At 61.9% G+C, this 15,327-nt stretch carries 15 protein-coding genes, 2 tRNA genes, 1 pseudogene and 1 riboswitch; of the genes and pseudogenes, 13 read left to right on the top strand and 5 right to left on the bottom strand.

What is annotated here, in order from left to right; all coding sequences use genetic code 11:
* The first annotated feature begins 16 nt into the window (after positions 1–16).
* The 10 genes from CXB49_RS15605 (at position 17) to CXB49_RS15560 (ending at position 7,789) form a co-directional block, all read left to right on the top strand.
* Positions 17–93: transfer RNA gene (locus CXB49_RS15605), tRNA-Val, on the top strand.
* Positions 94–275: 182 nt separating this feature from the next.
* Positions 276–2,177: a threonine--tRNA ligase gene (gene thrS, locus CXB49_RS15600; protein ID WP_101709256.1), complete on the top strand. Its 1,902-nt coding sequence runs from the start codon at positions 276–278 to the stop codon at positions 2,175–2,177.
* 33 nt (positions 2,178–2,210) lie between these two features.
* Positions 2,211–2,738: a translation initiation factor IF-3 gene (gene infC, locus CXB49_RS15595; RefSeq protein WP_101709255.1), complete on the top strand. Its 528-nt coding sequence runs from the start codon at positions 2,211–2,213 to the stop codon at positions 2,736–2,738.
* A 165-nt stretch (positions 2,739–2,903) separates the two neighbouring features.
* Positions 2,904–3,101, top strand: a complete 198-nt coding sequence (rpmI, locus tag CXB49_RS15590) for a 50S ribosomal protein L35 (protein ID WP_101709254.1) — start codon at positions 2,904–2,906, stop codon at positions 3,099–3,101.
* A gap of 13 nt (positions 3,102–3,114) precedes the next feature.
* Complete coding sequence (gene rplT / locus CXB49_RS15585) at positions 3,115–3,474, top strand: 50S ribosomal protein L20 (RefSeq protein ID WP_021477050.1); 360 nt, start codon at positions 3,115–3,117, stop codon at positions 3,472–3,474.
* A 137-nt stretch (positions 3,475–3,611) separates the two neighbouring features.
* On the top strand, positions 3,612–4,598 hold the full coding sequence (gene pheS, locus CXB49_RS15580; protein WP_101709253.1) for a phenylalanine--tRNA ligase subunit alpha: 987 nt from the start codon (positions 3,612–3,614) through the stop codon (positions 4,596–4,598).
* An 18-nt stretch (positions 4,599–4,616) separates the two neighbouring features.
* A complete protein-coding gene (gene pheT / locus CXB49_RS15575) occupies positions 4,617–6,974 on the top strand; it encodes a phenylalanine--tRNA ligase subunit beta (RefSeq protein ID WP_101709252.1) in 2,358 nt (785 codons plus the stop codon).
* A 71-nt stretch (positions 6,975–7,045) separates the two neighbouring features.
* Positions 7,046–7,348, top strand: coding sequence for an integration host factor subunit alpha (locus CXB49_RS15570; protein ID WP_011134908.1), 303 nt, complete (start codon positions 7,046–7,048; stop codon positions 7,346–7,348).
* Positions 7,329–7,682 carry a MerR family transcriptional regulator gene (locus CXB49_RS15565; RefSeq protein WP_101709251.1) on the top strand — a complete coding sequence of 118 codons (354 nt, stop codon included), beginning with the start codon at positions 7,329–7,331 and terminating at the stop codon, positions 7,680–7,682. The genes CXB49_RS15570 and CXB49_RS15565 overlap by 20 nt, the downstream gene beginning before the upstream one ends.
* Positions 7,683–7,712: 30 nt before the next feature.
* A tRNA-Pro gene (locus CXB49_RS15560) sits at positions 7,713–7,789 on the top strand.
* 224 nt (positions 7,790–8,013) lie between these two features.
* On the opposite strand, the pseudogene CXB49_RS15555 reads toward CXB49_RS15560, so the two are convergent.
* Positions 8,014–8,511: pseudogene (locus CXB49_RS15555) on the bottom strand (cytochrome b); the annotation flags it as partial.
* Positions 8,512–8,555: 44 nt separating this feature from the next.
* The gene (locus tag CXB49_RS15550) at positions 8,556–9,602 is read right to left on the bottom strand and encodes an IS630 family transposase (RefSeq protein WP_101706528.1); all 1,047 of its coding nucleotides are present in this window, start codon (positions 9,600–9,602) and stop codon (positions 8,556–8,558) included.
* Between the two features lie 515 nt (positions 9,603–10,117).
* On the opposite strand from CXB49_RS15550, the gene CXB49_RS15545 reads away from it, so the two are divergent.
* From CXB49_RS15545 to CXB49_RS15535, 3 genes are all read left to right on the top strand, one after another.
* On the top strand, positions 10,118–10,492 hold the full coding sequence (locus tag CXB49_RS15545; RefSeq protein WP_101709249.1) for a DUF1289 domain-containing protein: 375 nt from the start codon (positions 10,118–10,120) through the stop codon (positions 10,490–10,492).
* An 88-nt stretch (positions 10,493–10,580) separates the two neighbouring features.
* On the top strand, positions 10,581–11,186 hold the full coding sequence (locus CXB49_RS15540) for a methyltransferase domain-containing protein (protein ID WP_101709248.1): 606 nt from the start codon (positions 10,581–10,583) through the stop codon (positions 11,184–11,186).
* Between the two features lie 81 nt (positions 11,187–11,267).
* Positions 11,268–13,067, top strand: coding sequence for a methyl-accepting chemotaxis protein (locus CXB49_RS15535; RefSeq protein WP_101709247.1), 1,800 nt, complete (start codon positions 11,268–11,270; stop codon positions 13,065–13,067).
* 55 nt (positions 13,068–13,122) lie between these two features.
* Here the strand turns inward: CXB49_RS15535 and CXB49_RS15530 are convergent, their stop codons facing one another.
* From CXB49_RS15530 to CXB49_RS15520, 3 genes are all read right to left on the bottom strand, one after another.
* Entirely contained in the window at positions 13,123–13,692 is a 570-nt protein-coding gene (locus CXB49_RS15530; protein ID WP_101709246.1) for a TMEM165/GDT1 family protein, read from the bottom strand.
* A riboswitch (yybP-ykoY riboswitch) is annotated at positions 13,691–13,870 on the bottom strand. It overlaps the preceding gene by 2 nt.
* 47 nt (positions 13,871–13,917) lie before the next feature.
* Entirely contained in the window at positions 13,918–14,382 is a 465-nt protein-coding gene (gene mscL / locus CXB49_RS15525) for a large conductance mechanosensitive channel protein MscL (protein WP_101709245.1), read from the bottom strand.
* Positions 14,383–14,440: 58 nt separating this feature from the next.
* Entirely contained in the window at positions 14,441–15,298 is an 858-nt protein-coding gene (locus tag CXB49_RS15520) for a DMT family transporter (RefSeq protein WP_101709244.1), read from the bottom strand.
* Positions 15,299–15,327: the final 29 nt, after the last annotated feature.

Below are 15,327 nucleotides of genomic sequence, written 5' to 3'. Positions count from 1 at the left end.
TGCATTCCTCGACGACAGGCACGTAGCTCAGTTGGTTAGAGCACCACCTTGACATGGTGGGGGTCGTTGGTTCGAATCCAATCGTGCCTACCAAATTAAATGCATGGAGTTTCAGATGAAAGTCTTGCGAACTACCACAACCCAAAATACTCACGAAAGCTGAGCCTTGCGGGTTGTACCATGCGAAAAAGAAGTGCGGCTCAGGCCGCACTTTTTTTTTGTCCTTTTGCTTTAGACTCGATCACAGAAAACCTCACGCCCTCGTTGGAGTTGACATGCCAGACATTCGCTTGCCGGACGGCTCGGTCCGTTCTTTCGACAAACCGGTAACGGTTCATGAAGTCGCCGCCTCCATCGGCGCCGGCCTGGCGCGCGCCGCGCTGGCCGGCCGGGTCGACGGCAAGCTGGTCGATACCAGCTACCGCATCGACGGCAATGCCGATCTGGCCATCGTCACCGACAAGGACGCCGACGGCCTGTCCATCATCCGCCACTCCACCGCCCACTTGCTGGCCTACGCCGTCAAGGAGCTGTTCCCGGAGGCGCAGGTGACCATCGGGCCGGAGATCGAGAACGGCTTCTACTACGATTTCGCCTACAAGCGCCCGTTCACGCCGGAAGATCTGGTGGCGATCGAGAAGAAAATGGCCGAGCTGGCGAAGAAGGACATTCCGGTCGAGCGCTACGAGCTGCCGCGCGACGAGGCCATCGCCTACTTCAAGAGCATAGGCGAGGCTTATAAGGCCGAGATCATCGCGTCGATCCCGCAGGGCGAGGTGTTGAGCCTGTACCGCGAAGGCGAGTTCACCGACCTGTGCCGCGGCCCGCACGTGCCGTCCACCGGCAAGCTGAAGGTGTTCAAGCTGATGAAGGTGGCCGGCGCCTACTGGCGCGGCGACAGCAAGAACGAGATGCTGCAGCGCGTCTACGGCACCGCCTGGGCCAAGAAGGAAGACCTGGACGCCTACCTTTATATGCTGGAGGAGGCGGAGAAGCGCGACCACCGCAAGCTGGGCGTGCAACTGGACCTGTTCCACCTGCAGGACGAGGCGCCGGGCATGGTGTTCTGGCACCCGAAAGGCTGGCAGCTGTGGCAAAACGTCGAGCAGTATATGCGCGCCAAGCTGAACCGCGAGGGCTATCAGGAAGTGCGCACGCCGATGATGATGGACGCCAATCTGTGGGAGCGTTCCGGCCACGCCGCCAACTATCGCGAGAACATGTTCATCACCGAGTCCGAGAAGCGCGACTACGCGGTCAAGCCGATGAACTGCCCGGGTCACGTGCAGATCTTCAACAGCGGCCTGCGTTCCTACCGCGATTTGCCGCTGCGCTACGCCGAGTTCGGCTCCTGCCACCGCAACGAGCCGTCCGGCGCGCTGCACGGCATCATGCGGGTGCGCGGCTTCGTGCAGGACGACGGCCACATCTTCTGTACCGAGGATCAGATCAACCAGGAGGCTACGGCTTTCCACCGCCTGGTGATGGAAGTGTACGAGCGCTTCGGCTTCGACAAGGTGTCGATCAAGCTGGCCTTGCGTCCGGAAAAGCGCATCGGCGAAGAGTCCACCTGGGATAAGGCCGAGGAAGGCATGCGCGACGCGTTGCGCGCCTGCGGCGTCGAATGGGAGGAGTTGCCGGGCGAGGGCGCCTTCTACGGCCCGAAGATCGAATATCACATCAAGGACGCGCTGGGCCGTTCCTGGCAGTGCGGCACGCTGCAACTGGATCTGATGCTGCCGGAGCGCCTGGACGCCGAGTACGTGGCCGACGACAACAGCCGCAAACGCCCGGTAATGCTGCATCGCGCGGCCTTGGGCTCGCTGGAGCGCTTCCTCGGCATTCTGATCGAAAACCATGCCGGCGCCTTCCCGCTGTGGCTGGCTCCGGTGCAGATGGTGGTGATGAATATTACCGAAGCACAGGCTGATTATGCGGTTGGCATTGCCAAAGCGCTTGAGAAACAAGGCTTCCGTGTCGAGCTCGACTTGAGAAACGAGAAGATCGGCTATAAAATCCGCGAACACAGTCTGCAAAAGTTGCCGTATCAGATCATCGTCGGCGACAAGGAAAAGGCGGACGAACTGGTTGCCGTGCGCGCCCGGGGCGAAGATCTGGGCCAGCTCACGCTGGATGCCTTCGTGGCCCGCCTCAAGGCTGAGATGCCCGAGGCTTGATCCGGCGGCGGCGAACTAAACATTTATTAGGAGATTTCAGCTATAGCTCAGGAACGCGAAGCACGGATCAACGGCGAGATTACCGCTCGCGAGATCCGTCTGGTTGGTAAGGAAGGTGAGCAGATTGGCATCGTCAGTCTGCGTGAAGCAATGGCTCTTGCCGAAGAGGGCGATGTGGATCTGGTGGAGATTTCCCCGACCGCTCAGCCGCCGGTGTGCAAGCTGATGGACTACGGCAAGTACAAGTACGAGCAGTCCAAGAAGCGTCACGAAGCCAAGCAGAAGCAGAAACAGGTTCAGATCAAGGAAATCAAGTTCCGTCCGGGCACCGACGATGGCGACTACAACGTCAAGTTGCGCAACCTGGTCCGTTTCCTGACTGAAGGCGACAAGGCCAAGGTCACCCTGCGCTTCCGCGGTCGTGAAATGGCGCACCAGGACATCGGCCTCGCGCTGCTCAAGCGCGTCGAAGCCGATCTGGCGGAAGTAGGCACGGTGGAACAGTTCCCGCGCCTCGAAGGCCGTCAGATGGTGATGATGATTGCGCCGAAGAAGAAATAATCGGTATAATCGTCACTTCGACACGGCAGAGTTCGCTCTGCCGTGTCGGTTTTGTAGGTCGGCAACGATCTGCTCAAAAGCGTGACGCAGTGGTTTCAAGAGCAACCAGACTCGTCTGGGGCCACCCTGTGTCTAATCTAAACAAAATTCAGCAGGAGCATTTCCATGCCGAAAATGAAGACCAAGTCGAGCGCGAAGAAGCGTCTCAAAGTACTGGGCAATGGCGGTGTTAAGCGTGGTCACGCCTTCAAGCGTCACATTCTGACCAAGAAGACCACCAAGACCAAGCGCCAACTGCGCGGCACCTCCATGGTGGACGCAACCAACATGGCTTCTGTTCGCGCCATGCTGCCCTACGCTTAAGGAGACCTGAAAGATGCCACGCGTAAAACGCGGTGTAACCGCACGTGCTCGTCACAAGAAAATCCTCGCCCTGGCGAAAGGCTATCGCGGCCGCCGGAAGAACGTCTATCGCATCGCCAAACAGGCGGTGATGAAGGCGGGTCAATACGCCTACCGCGACCGTCGTCAGAAAAAGCGTCAGTTCCGCCAACTGTGGATTGCTCGTATCAACGCAGCTTCCCGTGAAAACGGTCTGCCGTACAGCAAGTTCATGAACGGTCTGAAGAAAGCCGCCATCGAAATCGACCGCAAGGTCCTGGCCGATCTGGCCGTGTTCGACAAGCCGGCTTTTGCGCAGATCGTCGAAAAGGCGAAAGCAAGCCTCGCTGCTTAATCGCCGGGACGGAATCTGAAAGGGAGGCACATGCCTCCCTTTTTTTTCTGCCGGCTCCCTTTCAGAACGCTGATCAGAACGGGTATGCGCAATGCCCGCTGTGATCAGCCTTCTATTCGCATACGGTGTGGAACACGATGAACAACGTTGACGCGATTCTCCAAGCCGGTCTGGCCGCCGTGGCCGCGGTGAGCGATCCGATCGAGCTTGAGCAGGTCAAGGCCCGTTATCTGGGCAAGAGCGGCGAGCTGACCGAACTGTTGAAGCAGCTGGGCAAGCTGGAGCCGGAGCAGCGCAAGGCTGCCGGCGCCACGATCAACCAGGCCAAGCAGGCGTTCGAGGCCGCGCACAACGACAAGCGCGACGCGCTGAACCGGGCCAAGCTGGAAACCCAGCTGGCCGCCGAGGCGCTGGACGTCACGCTGCCGGGCCGCGGCGCGGTCGGCGGCGGCCTGCATCCGGTGGCGCTGACGCTGGAGCGCATCGCCGGCCTGTTCCGCAGCATGGGCTTCGAAGTGGCCGACGGCCCGGAAATCGAAAGCGATTTCTACAACTTCCAGGCGTTGAACATCCCGGAGAACCACCCGGCCCGCGCGATGCAGGACACCTTCTACGTCGAGAACGGCGACGTGTTGCGCACTCATACCAGTCCGATCCAGGCGCGCTTCATGGAAAGCCATCAGCCGCCGATCAAGATCGTCGCGCCCGGCCGCGTATACCGCGTCGACTCGGACGCCACCCATTCGCCGATGTTCCACCAAATGGAAGGTCTGTGGGTCGAGGAGGGCGTGTCCTTTGCCGATCTGAAGGCGGTGGTCACCGACTTCCTGCGCCGCTTCTTCGAGCGCGACGACCTGCAGGTGCGTTTCCGCCCGTCCTTCTTCCCGTTCACCGAGACCTCGGCCGAGATCGACGTGCTGGACGAGCAGGGGCGTTGGCTGGAGGTGGGCGGCTGCGGCATGGTGCACCCGAAAGTGTTGCGCATCGCCAATATCGATCCGGAAAAATACACCGGCTTCGCCTTCGGCATCGGCCTCGACCGTTTCGCCATGCTGCGCTATGGCGTCAACGACCTGCGGCTGTTCTTCGAGAACGATCTCAACTTCCTGAAGCAATTCAACTGATCGCGCACGGAGCCGACTATGCAATTTTCCGAACAATGGCTGAGAAGCTGGGTCAATCCGGCGCTGAACACCGAACAATTGTCCGAGCTGCTGACGATGGCGGGCCTGGAGGTGGAAGAAACCGCCGCCGCCGCGCCGGCCTTCTCCGGCGTGGTGATCGCCGAAGTGAAGGAGTGCGCCAAGCATGAAAACGCCGACCGTCTGCGCGTCACCAAGGTGGACGTCGGCACCGGCGAACTGATCCAGATCGTCTGCGGCGCGCCGAATGTCGCCGTCGGCGTGCGCGTGCCGTGCGCGCTGCCGGGCGCGGTGCTGCCCGGCGAATTCAAAATCAAACCGACCAAGATGCGCGGCGTGGAATCGAACGGCATGTTGTGCTCCGGCAAGGAGCTGGGCGTGCCGGAAGACGTCGACGGCCTGATGCTGCTGCCGGCCGACGCGCCGGTAGGGCAGAGCATACGCGACTACCTGGGCCTGGACGACGCGCTGTTCACGCTGAAGATCACGCCGAACCGCGCCGACAGCCTGTCGATCCGCGGCATCGCCCGCGAAGTGGCGGCGCTGACCGGCGCCGAGTTGAAGCCGGTGGCCATCGCCCCGGTGGCGCCGTCGATCGACGACGTCCGTCCGGTCAAGATCGCCGCCCGCGAAGCCTGCGGCCGCTACCTGGGCCGCGTGCTGAAGGGTGTCAACGCCGCCGCGGCGACGCCGGACTGGATGCGTCAGCGCCTGGAGCGTTCCGGCCTGCGTTCGATCTCGGCCGTCGTCGACATCACCAACTACATCCTGCTCGAGCAGGGCCAGCCTATGCACGCCTTCGATCTGGCCAGGCTGGACGGCGGCATCACCGTGCGCATGGCGCGCGCCGGCGAGAGCCTGCTGTGTCTGAACGAGAAGACTGTCGAACTGCAAGCCGGACACCTGGTGATCGCCGACGACGCCAAGGTGCTGGCCATGGGCGGCATCATGGGCGGCGAACATAGCGGCGTCACCACGGCAAGCCGCGACATCTTCCTGGAATCGGCGTTCTTCGCGCCGGAGGCGATCGCCGGCAAGGCGCGGGAACTGGGCTTCGGTTCCGATTCGTCTTACCGTTACGAGCGCGGCGTCGATTTCGAGCTGCAACGCGACGCGATCGAGCGCGCCACCCGCCTGGTGCTGGACATCTGCGGCGGCGAAGCCGGTCCGGTGGTCGAGGACGTGGCCGAGCTGCCGAAGCGGCATGCCGTCCAGCTGCGCGTGGCGCGGGTGCCCAAGGTGCTGGGCGTGACGCTGTCCAGCGAAGAGATCGGCGGCATCCTGTCCCGTCTGGGCCTCGCGTTCACGCTGGAAAACGAAATCTTCACCGTGCAGGCGCCGTCGTTCCGCTTCGATATCGAGATCGAGGAAGATCTGATCGAGGAAGTGGCCCGTGTCTACGGCTACAACAATATCCCGTCCGACGCGCCGCGCTCCGGCATGCGGATGTTGACGCAGCCGGAGGAAAAACGCCCGGTAGACCAGTTGCGCCACCTGCTGGCCTCCCGCGATTATCAGGAGGTGGTCAGCTACGCCTTCGTCGACGAGCGCTGGGAGCATGATTTCGCCGGCAACGACAAGGCGATCCGTTTGCAGAACCCTATCGCCAGTCAGATGAGCGTGATGCGCTCGACGCTGATCGGCGGCCTGGTCGATGTGTTGGCCGGCAACATCAATCGCAAGCACCCGCGCGTGCGGCTGTTCGAAGTGGCGCGGGTCTTCCTGCGCGGCGACGACGGTTTCGACCAGCCGGAGAAGGTCGCCGGCCTGGCCTGGGGGCCGCGTCTGCCGGAGCAGTGGGGCGCCAAGGCCGAGCGTGTCGACTTCTTCGACGCCAAGGCCGATGTCGAGGCTCTGCTGCACCCGGTCAAGGCCGAGTACCGCAAGGCCGCCCATCCGGCCTTCCACCCCGGCCGTTGCGCCGAGGTGCTGGTGGACGGCAAGCCTGTCGGCGTGATCGGCGAGCTGCATCCGCAGTGGGTGCAGGCGTATGATCTGATCAACGCTCCGGTGCTGTTCGAGCTGGACCTGGGCGGCGTCGTGGCCCGAGGCCGCGTCAAGGCGCAGTCGGTCAGCAAGTTCCAGCCGGTGCGCCGCGACCTGGCCTTGCTGGTGGACGAGCAGGTGACTGTGGCGCAACTGCAGGGCGCTTTTGCCGCAAAACGCGCGCAGATCGTTACCGATATCGCACTGTTTGACGTCTATCGAGGCAAAGGCGTCGCCGAAGGCAAGAAGAGTCTGGCCTTTAGCGTGCTGATGCAGGACAATAGCCGGACCCTGACCGACGAGGACGTGGAGCCGGCGATGCAGGCTCTGCTCGAGGCCGCGTCGGAACTGGGCGCGCAACTGCGCGTTTGATTAGTGGAAGTGGGCGGGCGTGTCCGGATGGGACGCCCGTCGATTGGGTTTAGAAGTTTGAGGGGAATGTCATGACTTTGACGAAGGCTGAACTGGCCGATTTGCTGTTTGACCAGGTAGGTCTGAACAAACGTGAAGCCAAGGACATGGTCGAGTCGTTTTTCGAGGAAATCCGGCTGGCTCTGGAGTCCGGGGATTCGGTGAAGTTGTCCGGTTTCGGCAATTTCCAGCTGCGCGACAAGCCACAGCGTCCTGGCCGCAACCCCAAGACCGGGGAAGAGATCCCCATCACCGCGCGCCGTGTGGTAACGTTCCACGCTAGCCAGAAACTCAAGGGAATGGTTGAGCAATACCATGCTAACAAGCAAGGCTGATCTGCCGTCGATTCCATCGAAGCGCTACTTTACCATTAGCGAAGTCGGCGAACTGGCCGGGGTAAAGCCGCATGTGCTGCGATATTGGGAGCAGGAATTTTCCCAGCTGCGCCAGGTGAAACGGCGCGGCAATCGCCGTTATTATCAGCACCATGAGGTTTTGCTGGTGCGGCGTATTCGCGCTTTGCTTTACGACGATGGCTTCACCATTCAGGGCGCGCGCCAGCGCTTGGGCATGGGCGATGTCGACGATCGTCCGATCACGGCGCAGGAAGTGCGCGCCGAATTGGAATCCATTCTCGAATGGCTGGATTCGGGTATTGGCAAGAAATAATAAATCGGTTAGACTGTGTTTCTCTTGAGTCGGGGTGTAGCGCAGCCTGGTAGCGCACCTGCATGGGGTGCAGGGGGTCGGAAGTTCGAATCTTCTCACCCCGACCATTATAGAAATTAAGTTTTAAAAGAAATTCAGCCCTGTTCCCGCAGGGCTTTTTTATTGCCTTTCCGCGCAGCGGGATTGGTACGTTTCCCTCTGCCGCCGTGCACGGCGTTCTGCCATTTTGTTCTATTCAAGACGGACTTGTTTCGCGCTTGTCGCGCCGAGCCTGTATCCATGCCACGCCCAGAGTTGAGTGGTGTTGGGGCGGCCGTCGCTCGATCCGCCATCACCCTGTCTGGCCCAGTCCCATGCGCCGCAAAATGAACAAGCCTTGCCGGTGGTGCAAGGCAACCGCCGTGACGTGGGACATCACCGTCAGGGCCAATAGCACATTGCTGGCGAAATGGACTCGCGCGAGTCCATGCGTAAGCAGGCCGGGGGGCAGGGGCGGGGCCAGCGTGAACCACCCGAAGACGCTTACCGCACGTTCCATCATCAAGACGCCGCTGAGCAAAGACAGCGATCCGAATGCGTAGAGCGCCAGGTGTCCGTACCGGGCCATTTTCCAGGACCTCGCAGGCATGTTTTCCGGCGGCGGCATGTGAAAGCGGAAGCGATAGAAAATTCGAAGCAGCCAGAACGGGAGCAGCAGTGTGGTCAGAGCGACGTTCACTGGTGGCACTGCTTTGGCCAGCGGCGGCGGCAAGGCATGGGCGGCTAGCGCGAATCCGCTGCACAGCGCCCATAATATGACCGCCGCGCTCAGCCAATGCAATGCCATTGCGAGGGAGGGATATTAATCCGGCAGTCAAATACCGTACAGAAAGCTCATGCCGCGTAGCGGATTTTTTCATGCCGGAAGTACGACCGGATTCTGGCCGGCTGCTTCTGCAATGAGCGTAAATGGGACAGCACTTTCCCTTGAAGTTGACCGTCTGATCGAACCGGCTCACCTGCGCTCATTCTGGCCTTCAGGTCGCCGTTCAAGTATTCATCCGGGTTCAGTTCCGGTGAGTAGCTGGGCAGGAAGAACAACTCAATCGCCTTCTTGTTCTCTTCCTCCTCCAACCATGCTTGCACCAGCTTGCTGTGATGCACGCGCAAGTTGTCGAGGATCAAGAACACCTTCTTGCCGCCAGCATCACGGATCAGCCGCATCAGAAACTTGATCAGCACCCGGGCCGTCAAGGTCTCCCGGTACAGCATGAAGCGCATCTTGCCTTGGTTGGTAATGGCCGAAATCAAGTTGATGCGCGCTCTTTTCGATTGGGATAACACCAGAACTGGGGTTTGGCCTTTTGGGGCGTAGCCACGCGGAAAGTGCTCAACACTCGACACCGCCGATTCGTCGCCCCAGCTGATTTCAGCCATTTCCGCTTTGGCACGCGCGACGATAGCCGGGTATTCCTCCTTGAGCCATTTCTCGACTGCTGCCGGTCGCTGCTCATAAGCGCGTTTGAGCGGGCGCTGCGGCGTAAAGCCCCAGCGGGCCAAGTACAGACGGACAGTACGGATCGGCAGATCGATCAGAAACATCTGCTTGATTACAGCCTTGACCGCCTGAGCACTCCACAGGGCAAACCTCAGCTTCATCTGGTCTGGCGTGCGATCCACGATGTCCTGCTTGATCCGGGCTTCCTGCGCCTCGGTCAGCCGACGGCCGGTGCCTTCGGCGCGACCGCGCTTCTGTTCTTTGAATCCCTGCGCACCTAGTGCTGCCTCACGCACCACCCAGGCGGAAATGGTGGGGCGGCGCAGCCCGAGTTCTTCGGCAATACTGGCTTGAGACCGGCCTCGCTTGTACATCCGGATAGCGGTACGCCTCAGCTGCTCACGGGCGGCCAGTTCAAGCTTGCGCACATCGATTTTTTCCATGCCGGAAGTATACAATCTGTACGGATTATTACTGCCGAATTAATAGTGTTTCATGTGGATTCCAGTCGATGGGATGGTGGACGCGATATGCCGCTTCCCGGTACACCTTAAAGCGATATTGCGGTTTGAAATTAGTTGTATGTGCTGATGTTTTAAGGGGGCACGGTTTAATTCGGAATAGTCTTAGAGCCTGTTTCAGGTTTTTTCGTGAGCATCCCGGGCTGTTTTCTGCATGATCAAGCGCCTCTCGCCGTGAATGACACTGCCGCTGTCGCAAAAGCGCTTCAACAGGTATCCGGGATGCGCCGGCAAATCGATTGACACGCATTGCGTAACCATGTCGCTCGAATCGGGGAGGGGGCGCTATTTCACGATCCGGCCGTTGTCCGTTTGTGATGGGTCCCGATCACGGTGCCAGCTGATATACTCGTGCAGGCCGATTCCCGTTGCGCGACAGCCTGGAGTGCGCGACGACAAGTCTTTGTTTCTATTTTCGAATTGAGTGATTGATCCCAATGAGCAGCACCCGCCCCGATTCACCGTGCATCGCCCTGTGTTCCACCGCGCTGGGGGACAATGTCTGCCGCGGCTGCGCGCGCACTTTCGGCGAAATCAGCCAGTGGTGCTTCATGGACGAAGCCGAGCGCGAACGGGTTTGGCAATGCCTGCCGCGGCGGCAGCGGCTGCTGCAGTTGGCGGCGGCCTGCGGCGCGCTGCTGGAGCTGGATGATCTGGACGGAATGGAATGGGGGCGGCTGCCCGGCGGAGGCCGTTATCGGCTGGACGAGACCGGCGGACTCCACTGGCGGGGGGCTGATGACCGCGTCGACTGCCTGAGGGCGCCGGCACTGTCGCTGGAGGATGCGGCGGCCTGGCTGATGCGGCAATAAGAGGCTGCGCCCTCCGCCCTGCATCTGGCCCGTCGGCTGGCCTGCGCGGCTCGCAAAAAGACTTTGAACCGGCTCTTAAGGAGAGGACATGGCCGATAGTTCGCAGGTGGATTTCTGGGAGCAGCGCTATCGCGAAGGGGTGATGCCGTGGGACGGCGCCAGCCTGCCGGAGCCGGCGCGGCGCTTTTTCGCCGCCGGGTCGCCGTGCCGGGTGTTGATGCCGGGCTGCGGCAGCGCGTCGGACCTGCCGCAGTTGCAGGCGCTGGGGCACGAGGTGCTGGCCGTCGATTTCAGCGAGGCCGCGCTGGAGATGGCCAGGCGGCAGTGGCCGGCGCTGGCGGAGCAATTGCTGTTGGCCGATTTTTTTCATCTGGAAATGCCCGTTTTCGACTGTGTGTTCGAGCGGGCTTTTTTGTGCGCCTTGCCGATTAATATGCGAAAGCAATATGCTGTCAGGGTGGCGGGCATGGTGAAACCCGGCGGCGCGCTGGCCGGCGTGTTCTTCCTGGCCGACACCGAGACCGGGCCTCCGTTCGGCATCGCTTGCGAGCAACTGGCCGACTTGCTGGAGCCATGGTTCGAGCTGGAGGAGAGCGAATCGTTGCCGAATGGCCTGCCGGTGTTCCGCGGCCGGGAGGGCTGGATGGTGTGGCGCAGGCGCAAGCTTGATCTGGATCAAGGTTTGACGCCGTGATTGTCTGGCCATTGGCATCGATTTCGGAAAAAATAACCGTCCAATAAAAATAACGACGCAGATTGTTCAGGAGGAGAGCAAATGGAGTGGTTCTGGCGTTTGTACACGTTTTCGGAAAAGACATTCTGGAACAGCTTGACCAAGAAGCTGTGCAGCTTCTTCTTCATCAGCCTGTTCCAGTTGTTGATGGCCGGCTATTGCTACTACGTGCTCGGCGACATCCGCGACACGCTGCGCGCCGCCGGCATCGCGCCGCAGGTGCTGGCGCAGGTGGAGGGGCGCGTCGACAGCGCGCTGTATTGGACGATCGGACTGTGGGCGCTGAGTTTGGTCTTCATCGCCTTCATGGTGTGGTATCTGCGCTATCTGATCGTGCGGCCGCTGCGGATGATCATCCAGATCTTCAACGAGATCGGCGCCGGCGCCGGCGATCTGTCGCGCGACATCCCGGCGATCACCCATGACGAGATCCGCGACCTGTCGCTGTCGTACAACCGCTTCTTGTTGAAGATGCGCGAGATCATCAGCAATGTGCGGCTGATGACGGTGCGCATCGCGATGGATTCGGCGGTGACGCGGCGCAATGTCGGCGAATCGCTGAGCGGCGCCCAGCAGCAGGACGAACTGGCGCGCCAGGTGCGCCAGGCTAGCGAGCAGTCCACGCGCGGCGTCGAGCAGGTGACCGACCAGACCCAGGCGATCTCCGCCACCACCGGCGAAAATCTGGACGTGGCGCGCGAATCGTACGAGGAATTGCGTTCGGTGACCGACAGCATCCACGACATCAGCCGCAAGGTCGGCCATTTCAACCACACGGTGGAGGATTTGAGCCAGCGTTCGGCCAGCATCAAGACCATCGTCGACCTGATCAAGGATGTGTCGGAGCAGACCAATCTGCTGGCCCTGAACGCGGCGATCGAGGCGGCGCGGGCCGGCGAAAGCGGCCGCGGCTTCTCGGTGGTGGCCGACGAGGTGCGCAAGCTGGCGGAGCGGGTGAAGAAGGCCACCGACGAGATTTCGCACAATATCGACGGCATGTTGGGCCTGGTGTCGGAGACGCAGCAGGAAACGATGGAGATCACCGAGGATACCCACCGCGCGCGCGAGGTGATTTCGCGCGCGTCCGAGCATTTCAGCAAGATGATGGGCGATTTCGAATCGACGTCCAGCAGTCTCAGCCAGATCGCGGCGACGATGCAGGAATTCGCCACCGCCAATCATCAGGTGAACCAGCATGTGGCGGAAATCCACCAGCTGGGCGAGCAGGTCAGCAGCCGCTTGGGCCGGACCGAGCATGCCGCCAACGAATTGACGGCGGCGGCGGAGCAGGTGCAGGAGCTGGTTTCCAAGTTCGTGATCGGCGAGGGCGCGTTCGATCAGGCGGTGAGCCAGGCGCGCGAGGTGCGCGACGAGGTGCAGCAGTTGCTGCAGGGCGAGCTGCAGCGCGGCGTCGATCTGTTCGACCAGCGTTACCAGCAGATCGCCGGCACTCAGCCGATCAAGTACCGGACCGCTTACGACGGCAGGCTGGAGAAGCTGCTGCAGCCTATGCTGGACCGCCTGGTGCAGTTGATTCCGGGCGGCAAGTTCTGCGTGGCGGTGGATGGCAACGGCTATGCGCCGACGCATAACAGCTGGTACAGCAGGCCGCAGTCGGGCGATCCGGCGCGGGATCTGGCGGAGAGCCGCGACAAGCGCATCTTCAACGATCCGGCCGGCCTGCGGGCGGCCCGCAATGTGCAGCCCTTCCTGATGCAGACCTATAGCCGCGACACCGGCGAGGTGCTGTCCGAGGTGGTGTTGCCGCTGGAAGTGCGCGGACGCCACTGGGGAGCGCTGCGGGTCGGCTTCGATCCGAACAGCCTGCTGGCCCAGGTCTGATCCGGATCGCGGGAAAGAAAAAGGGAGGCCTCGGCCTCCCTTTTCGCATCGATCTTCAGAACGACAGCGGCGTCATCAGCGTGACGATGCCGAGGGCGACGAACAGCAGCGCGGCAATCGCGTGCATCAGTTTCTGCGGCACTTTCTTCGCCGCCACCTCGCCCAGCAGCACCGCCGGCACGTTGGCGATCATCATGCCCAGCGTGGTGCCGGTCACCACCATGTACAACTGTTCCGGGAAGCGAGCCGACAGCGCCACCGTGGCGATCTGGGTCTTGTCGCCCATCTCGGCCAGGAAGAAGGCGAGCACCGTGGTGCCGAAAACGCCGAAGCGCTCGCTCAGCCGGCTGTCGTCGTCCAGCTTGTCGGGGATCATCATCCAGGCGGCCATGGTGACGAAGGACAGACCGAGGCCCCAGCGCATGATGTCCGGGCCGATCTTGCTCATCAACCATTGACCGACGGCGGCGGCGGCGAAATGGTTGATCAGCGTCGCGGCGAAGATGCCGAGAATGATGGGTACCGGTTTTTTGAAGCGGGAGGCGAGCAACAGCGCCAACAATTGCGTCTTGTCGCCGATCTCGGCCAGCGCCACCACACCGGTGGAAATCAGGAAGGCTTGCATGGAAACTCCAGGGGCCGCGCGCACACCATGACAAACTTGCGCGGCGGCCCCGCTGCGCGCAAGCATGTCATAGGTCTTGCCAAACGGAAGCTCGTCGCAACTGCCATGGCCGAAGGCCAAGCATGTTGACAGTTGCCGGCGCTGTCGCGCGCCGAGGCTACTCCCCCAGAACGAGGCGGATTGTAGGGGAATTGCCCGGCGCGGGCAAGAGGTCTGGCGCGTGTTCTAGTTCAGTTGCGAAGTGCAGCAGGGGCAGCGGGTTGCCTTTTCCGCAATGGTCGACAGGCAATAGCGGCATTCCTGGGTGGCCGGTGCGGCGGCGGCTTCGGCCGCCGGCTGTTCGCGTTTCAGGCGGTTGATCGCCTTGACCAGCATGAAGATGGCGAAGGCGACGATGGTGAAGCTGACCAGCGAGTTGATGAACAGACCCAGATTCAGCGTCACGGCGCCGGCCTGCTTGGCGGCGGCCACCGAAACATAGGGGCCGGCCTGCTTGGCGCCTTCCTTCAGCACGAAGAACAGGTTGGAGAAGTCGACATTGCCGATCAGCAGGCCGACCGGCGGCATGATCACGTCGTCGACCAGCGATTTGACGATGGAGCCGAAAGCGCCGCCTATCACCACGCCGACCGCGAGGTCGATCACATTGCCTTTGACGGCGAACTCCCTGAATTCCTTCAATACCGACATGGTTTTCCCTTTGCTTGAATGGAAAGAATGTTAACTGTTAACACCGGCTGTGCAAAGATTACTGCGTCTGCGGCGCGGCGGCGCGCCTGTCGGGCAGCGTGCCTAGCAGGGCGCCGCCGAGGATCAGCAGGATGGCGACGGCGGCCAGCGGATTGAGCCGGCCCTGGCCGCTGGCGGTCAGCAACAGCGTCGACAGCAGCGGCGTCGCGTAGGACAGCGAGCCTATCTGGCGGGGATCGCCAAGCCTCAGCGCGCGCGCCCACAGGAAGAAGGCGCCGCCCATCGGACCCAGCCCGAGCAGCAGCAGCGCGGCCCACTGGGAGGCGGTGGCTTGCGCCGCCGGTTCGAACAGCGCGTGGCACAGCAGCGACAGCAGGCCGGATGCCAGGCAGAAGCCGCCCATCGCGCTGCCGGAAAAGGCCGGCAGGCGGCCCAGCAACAGGCTGAAGGTGGACCAGACCACGGCGGCAGAGAGGGCGAGCAGATAGCCGGGCAAGTACTGTTGCGACAGCGCCAGCTTGCCGCCGGTGACGATCAGGCCGGCGCCGATGAAGCCCAGGACGCCGCCGATGACGTGCCGGCGCGTCAGCCGGGTGCCGGGGCGCAGCAGCGGCGACAGCATCACCATCAGCAGCGGCCACAGATAGTTGAGCAGATTGGCCTCCAGCGCCGGCGCCAGGCGGAAGGCGAAAAACAACAGGAAATGGTAGCCGAACAGGCCGTAGACGCCGATCAGCATGGTCAGCGGCGGGACTTTCCAGTCGCGGGCGCGATGGATGGACAGCAGGCTGCCGACGCAGAGGCTGACGCCGACGACGAAAAAGGGCGGAAGGCCTCGGGTCAGCGCGCCCAGCGTGGCCAGCGAAGCCCAAAGCAGGATGGCGCCGATGGCGAGCGGTATCGGTTTGTTCAACATCGTTTCTCCGGTGGATGGAAACGATTGTA

Source organism: Chromobacterium sp. ATCC 53434 (genome assembly GCF_002848345.1).
In the GTDB taxonomy this organism is placed as follows: Bacteria; Pseudomonadota; Gammaproteobacteria; order Burkholderiales; family Chromobacteriaceae; genus Chromobacterium.
This window is presented reverse-complemented; position numbering and strand designations above follow the sequence as displayed.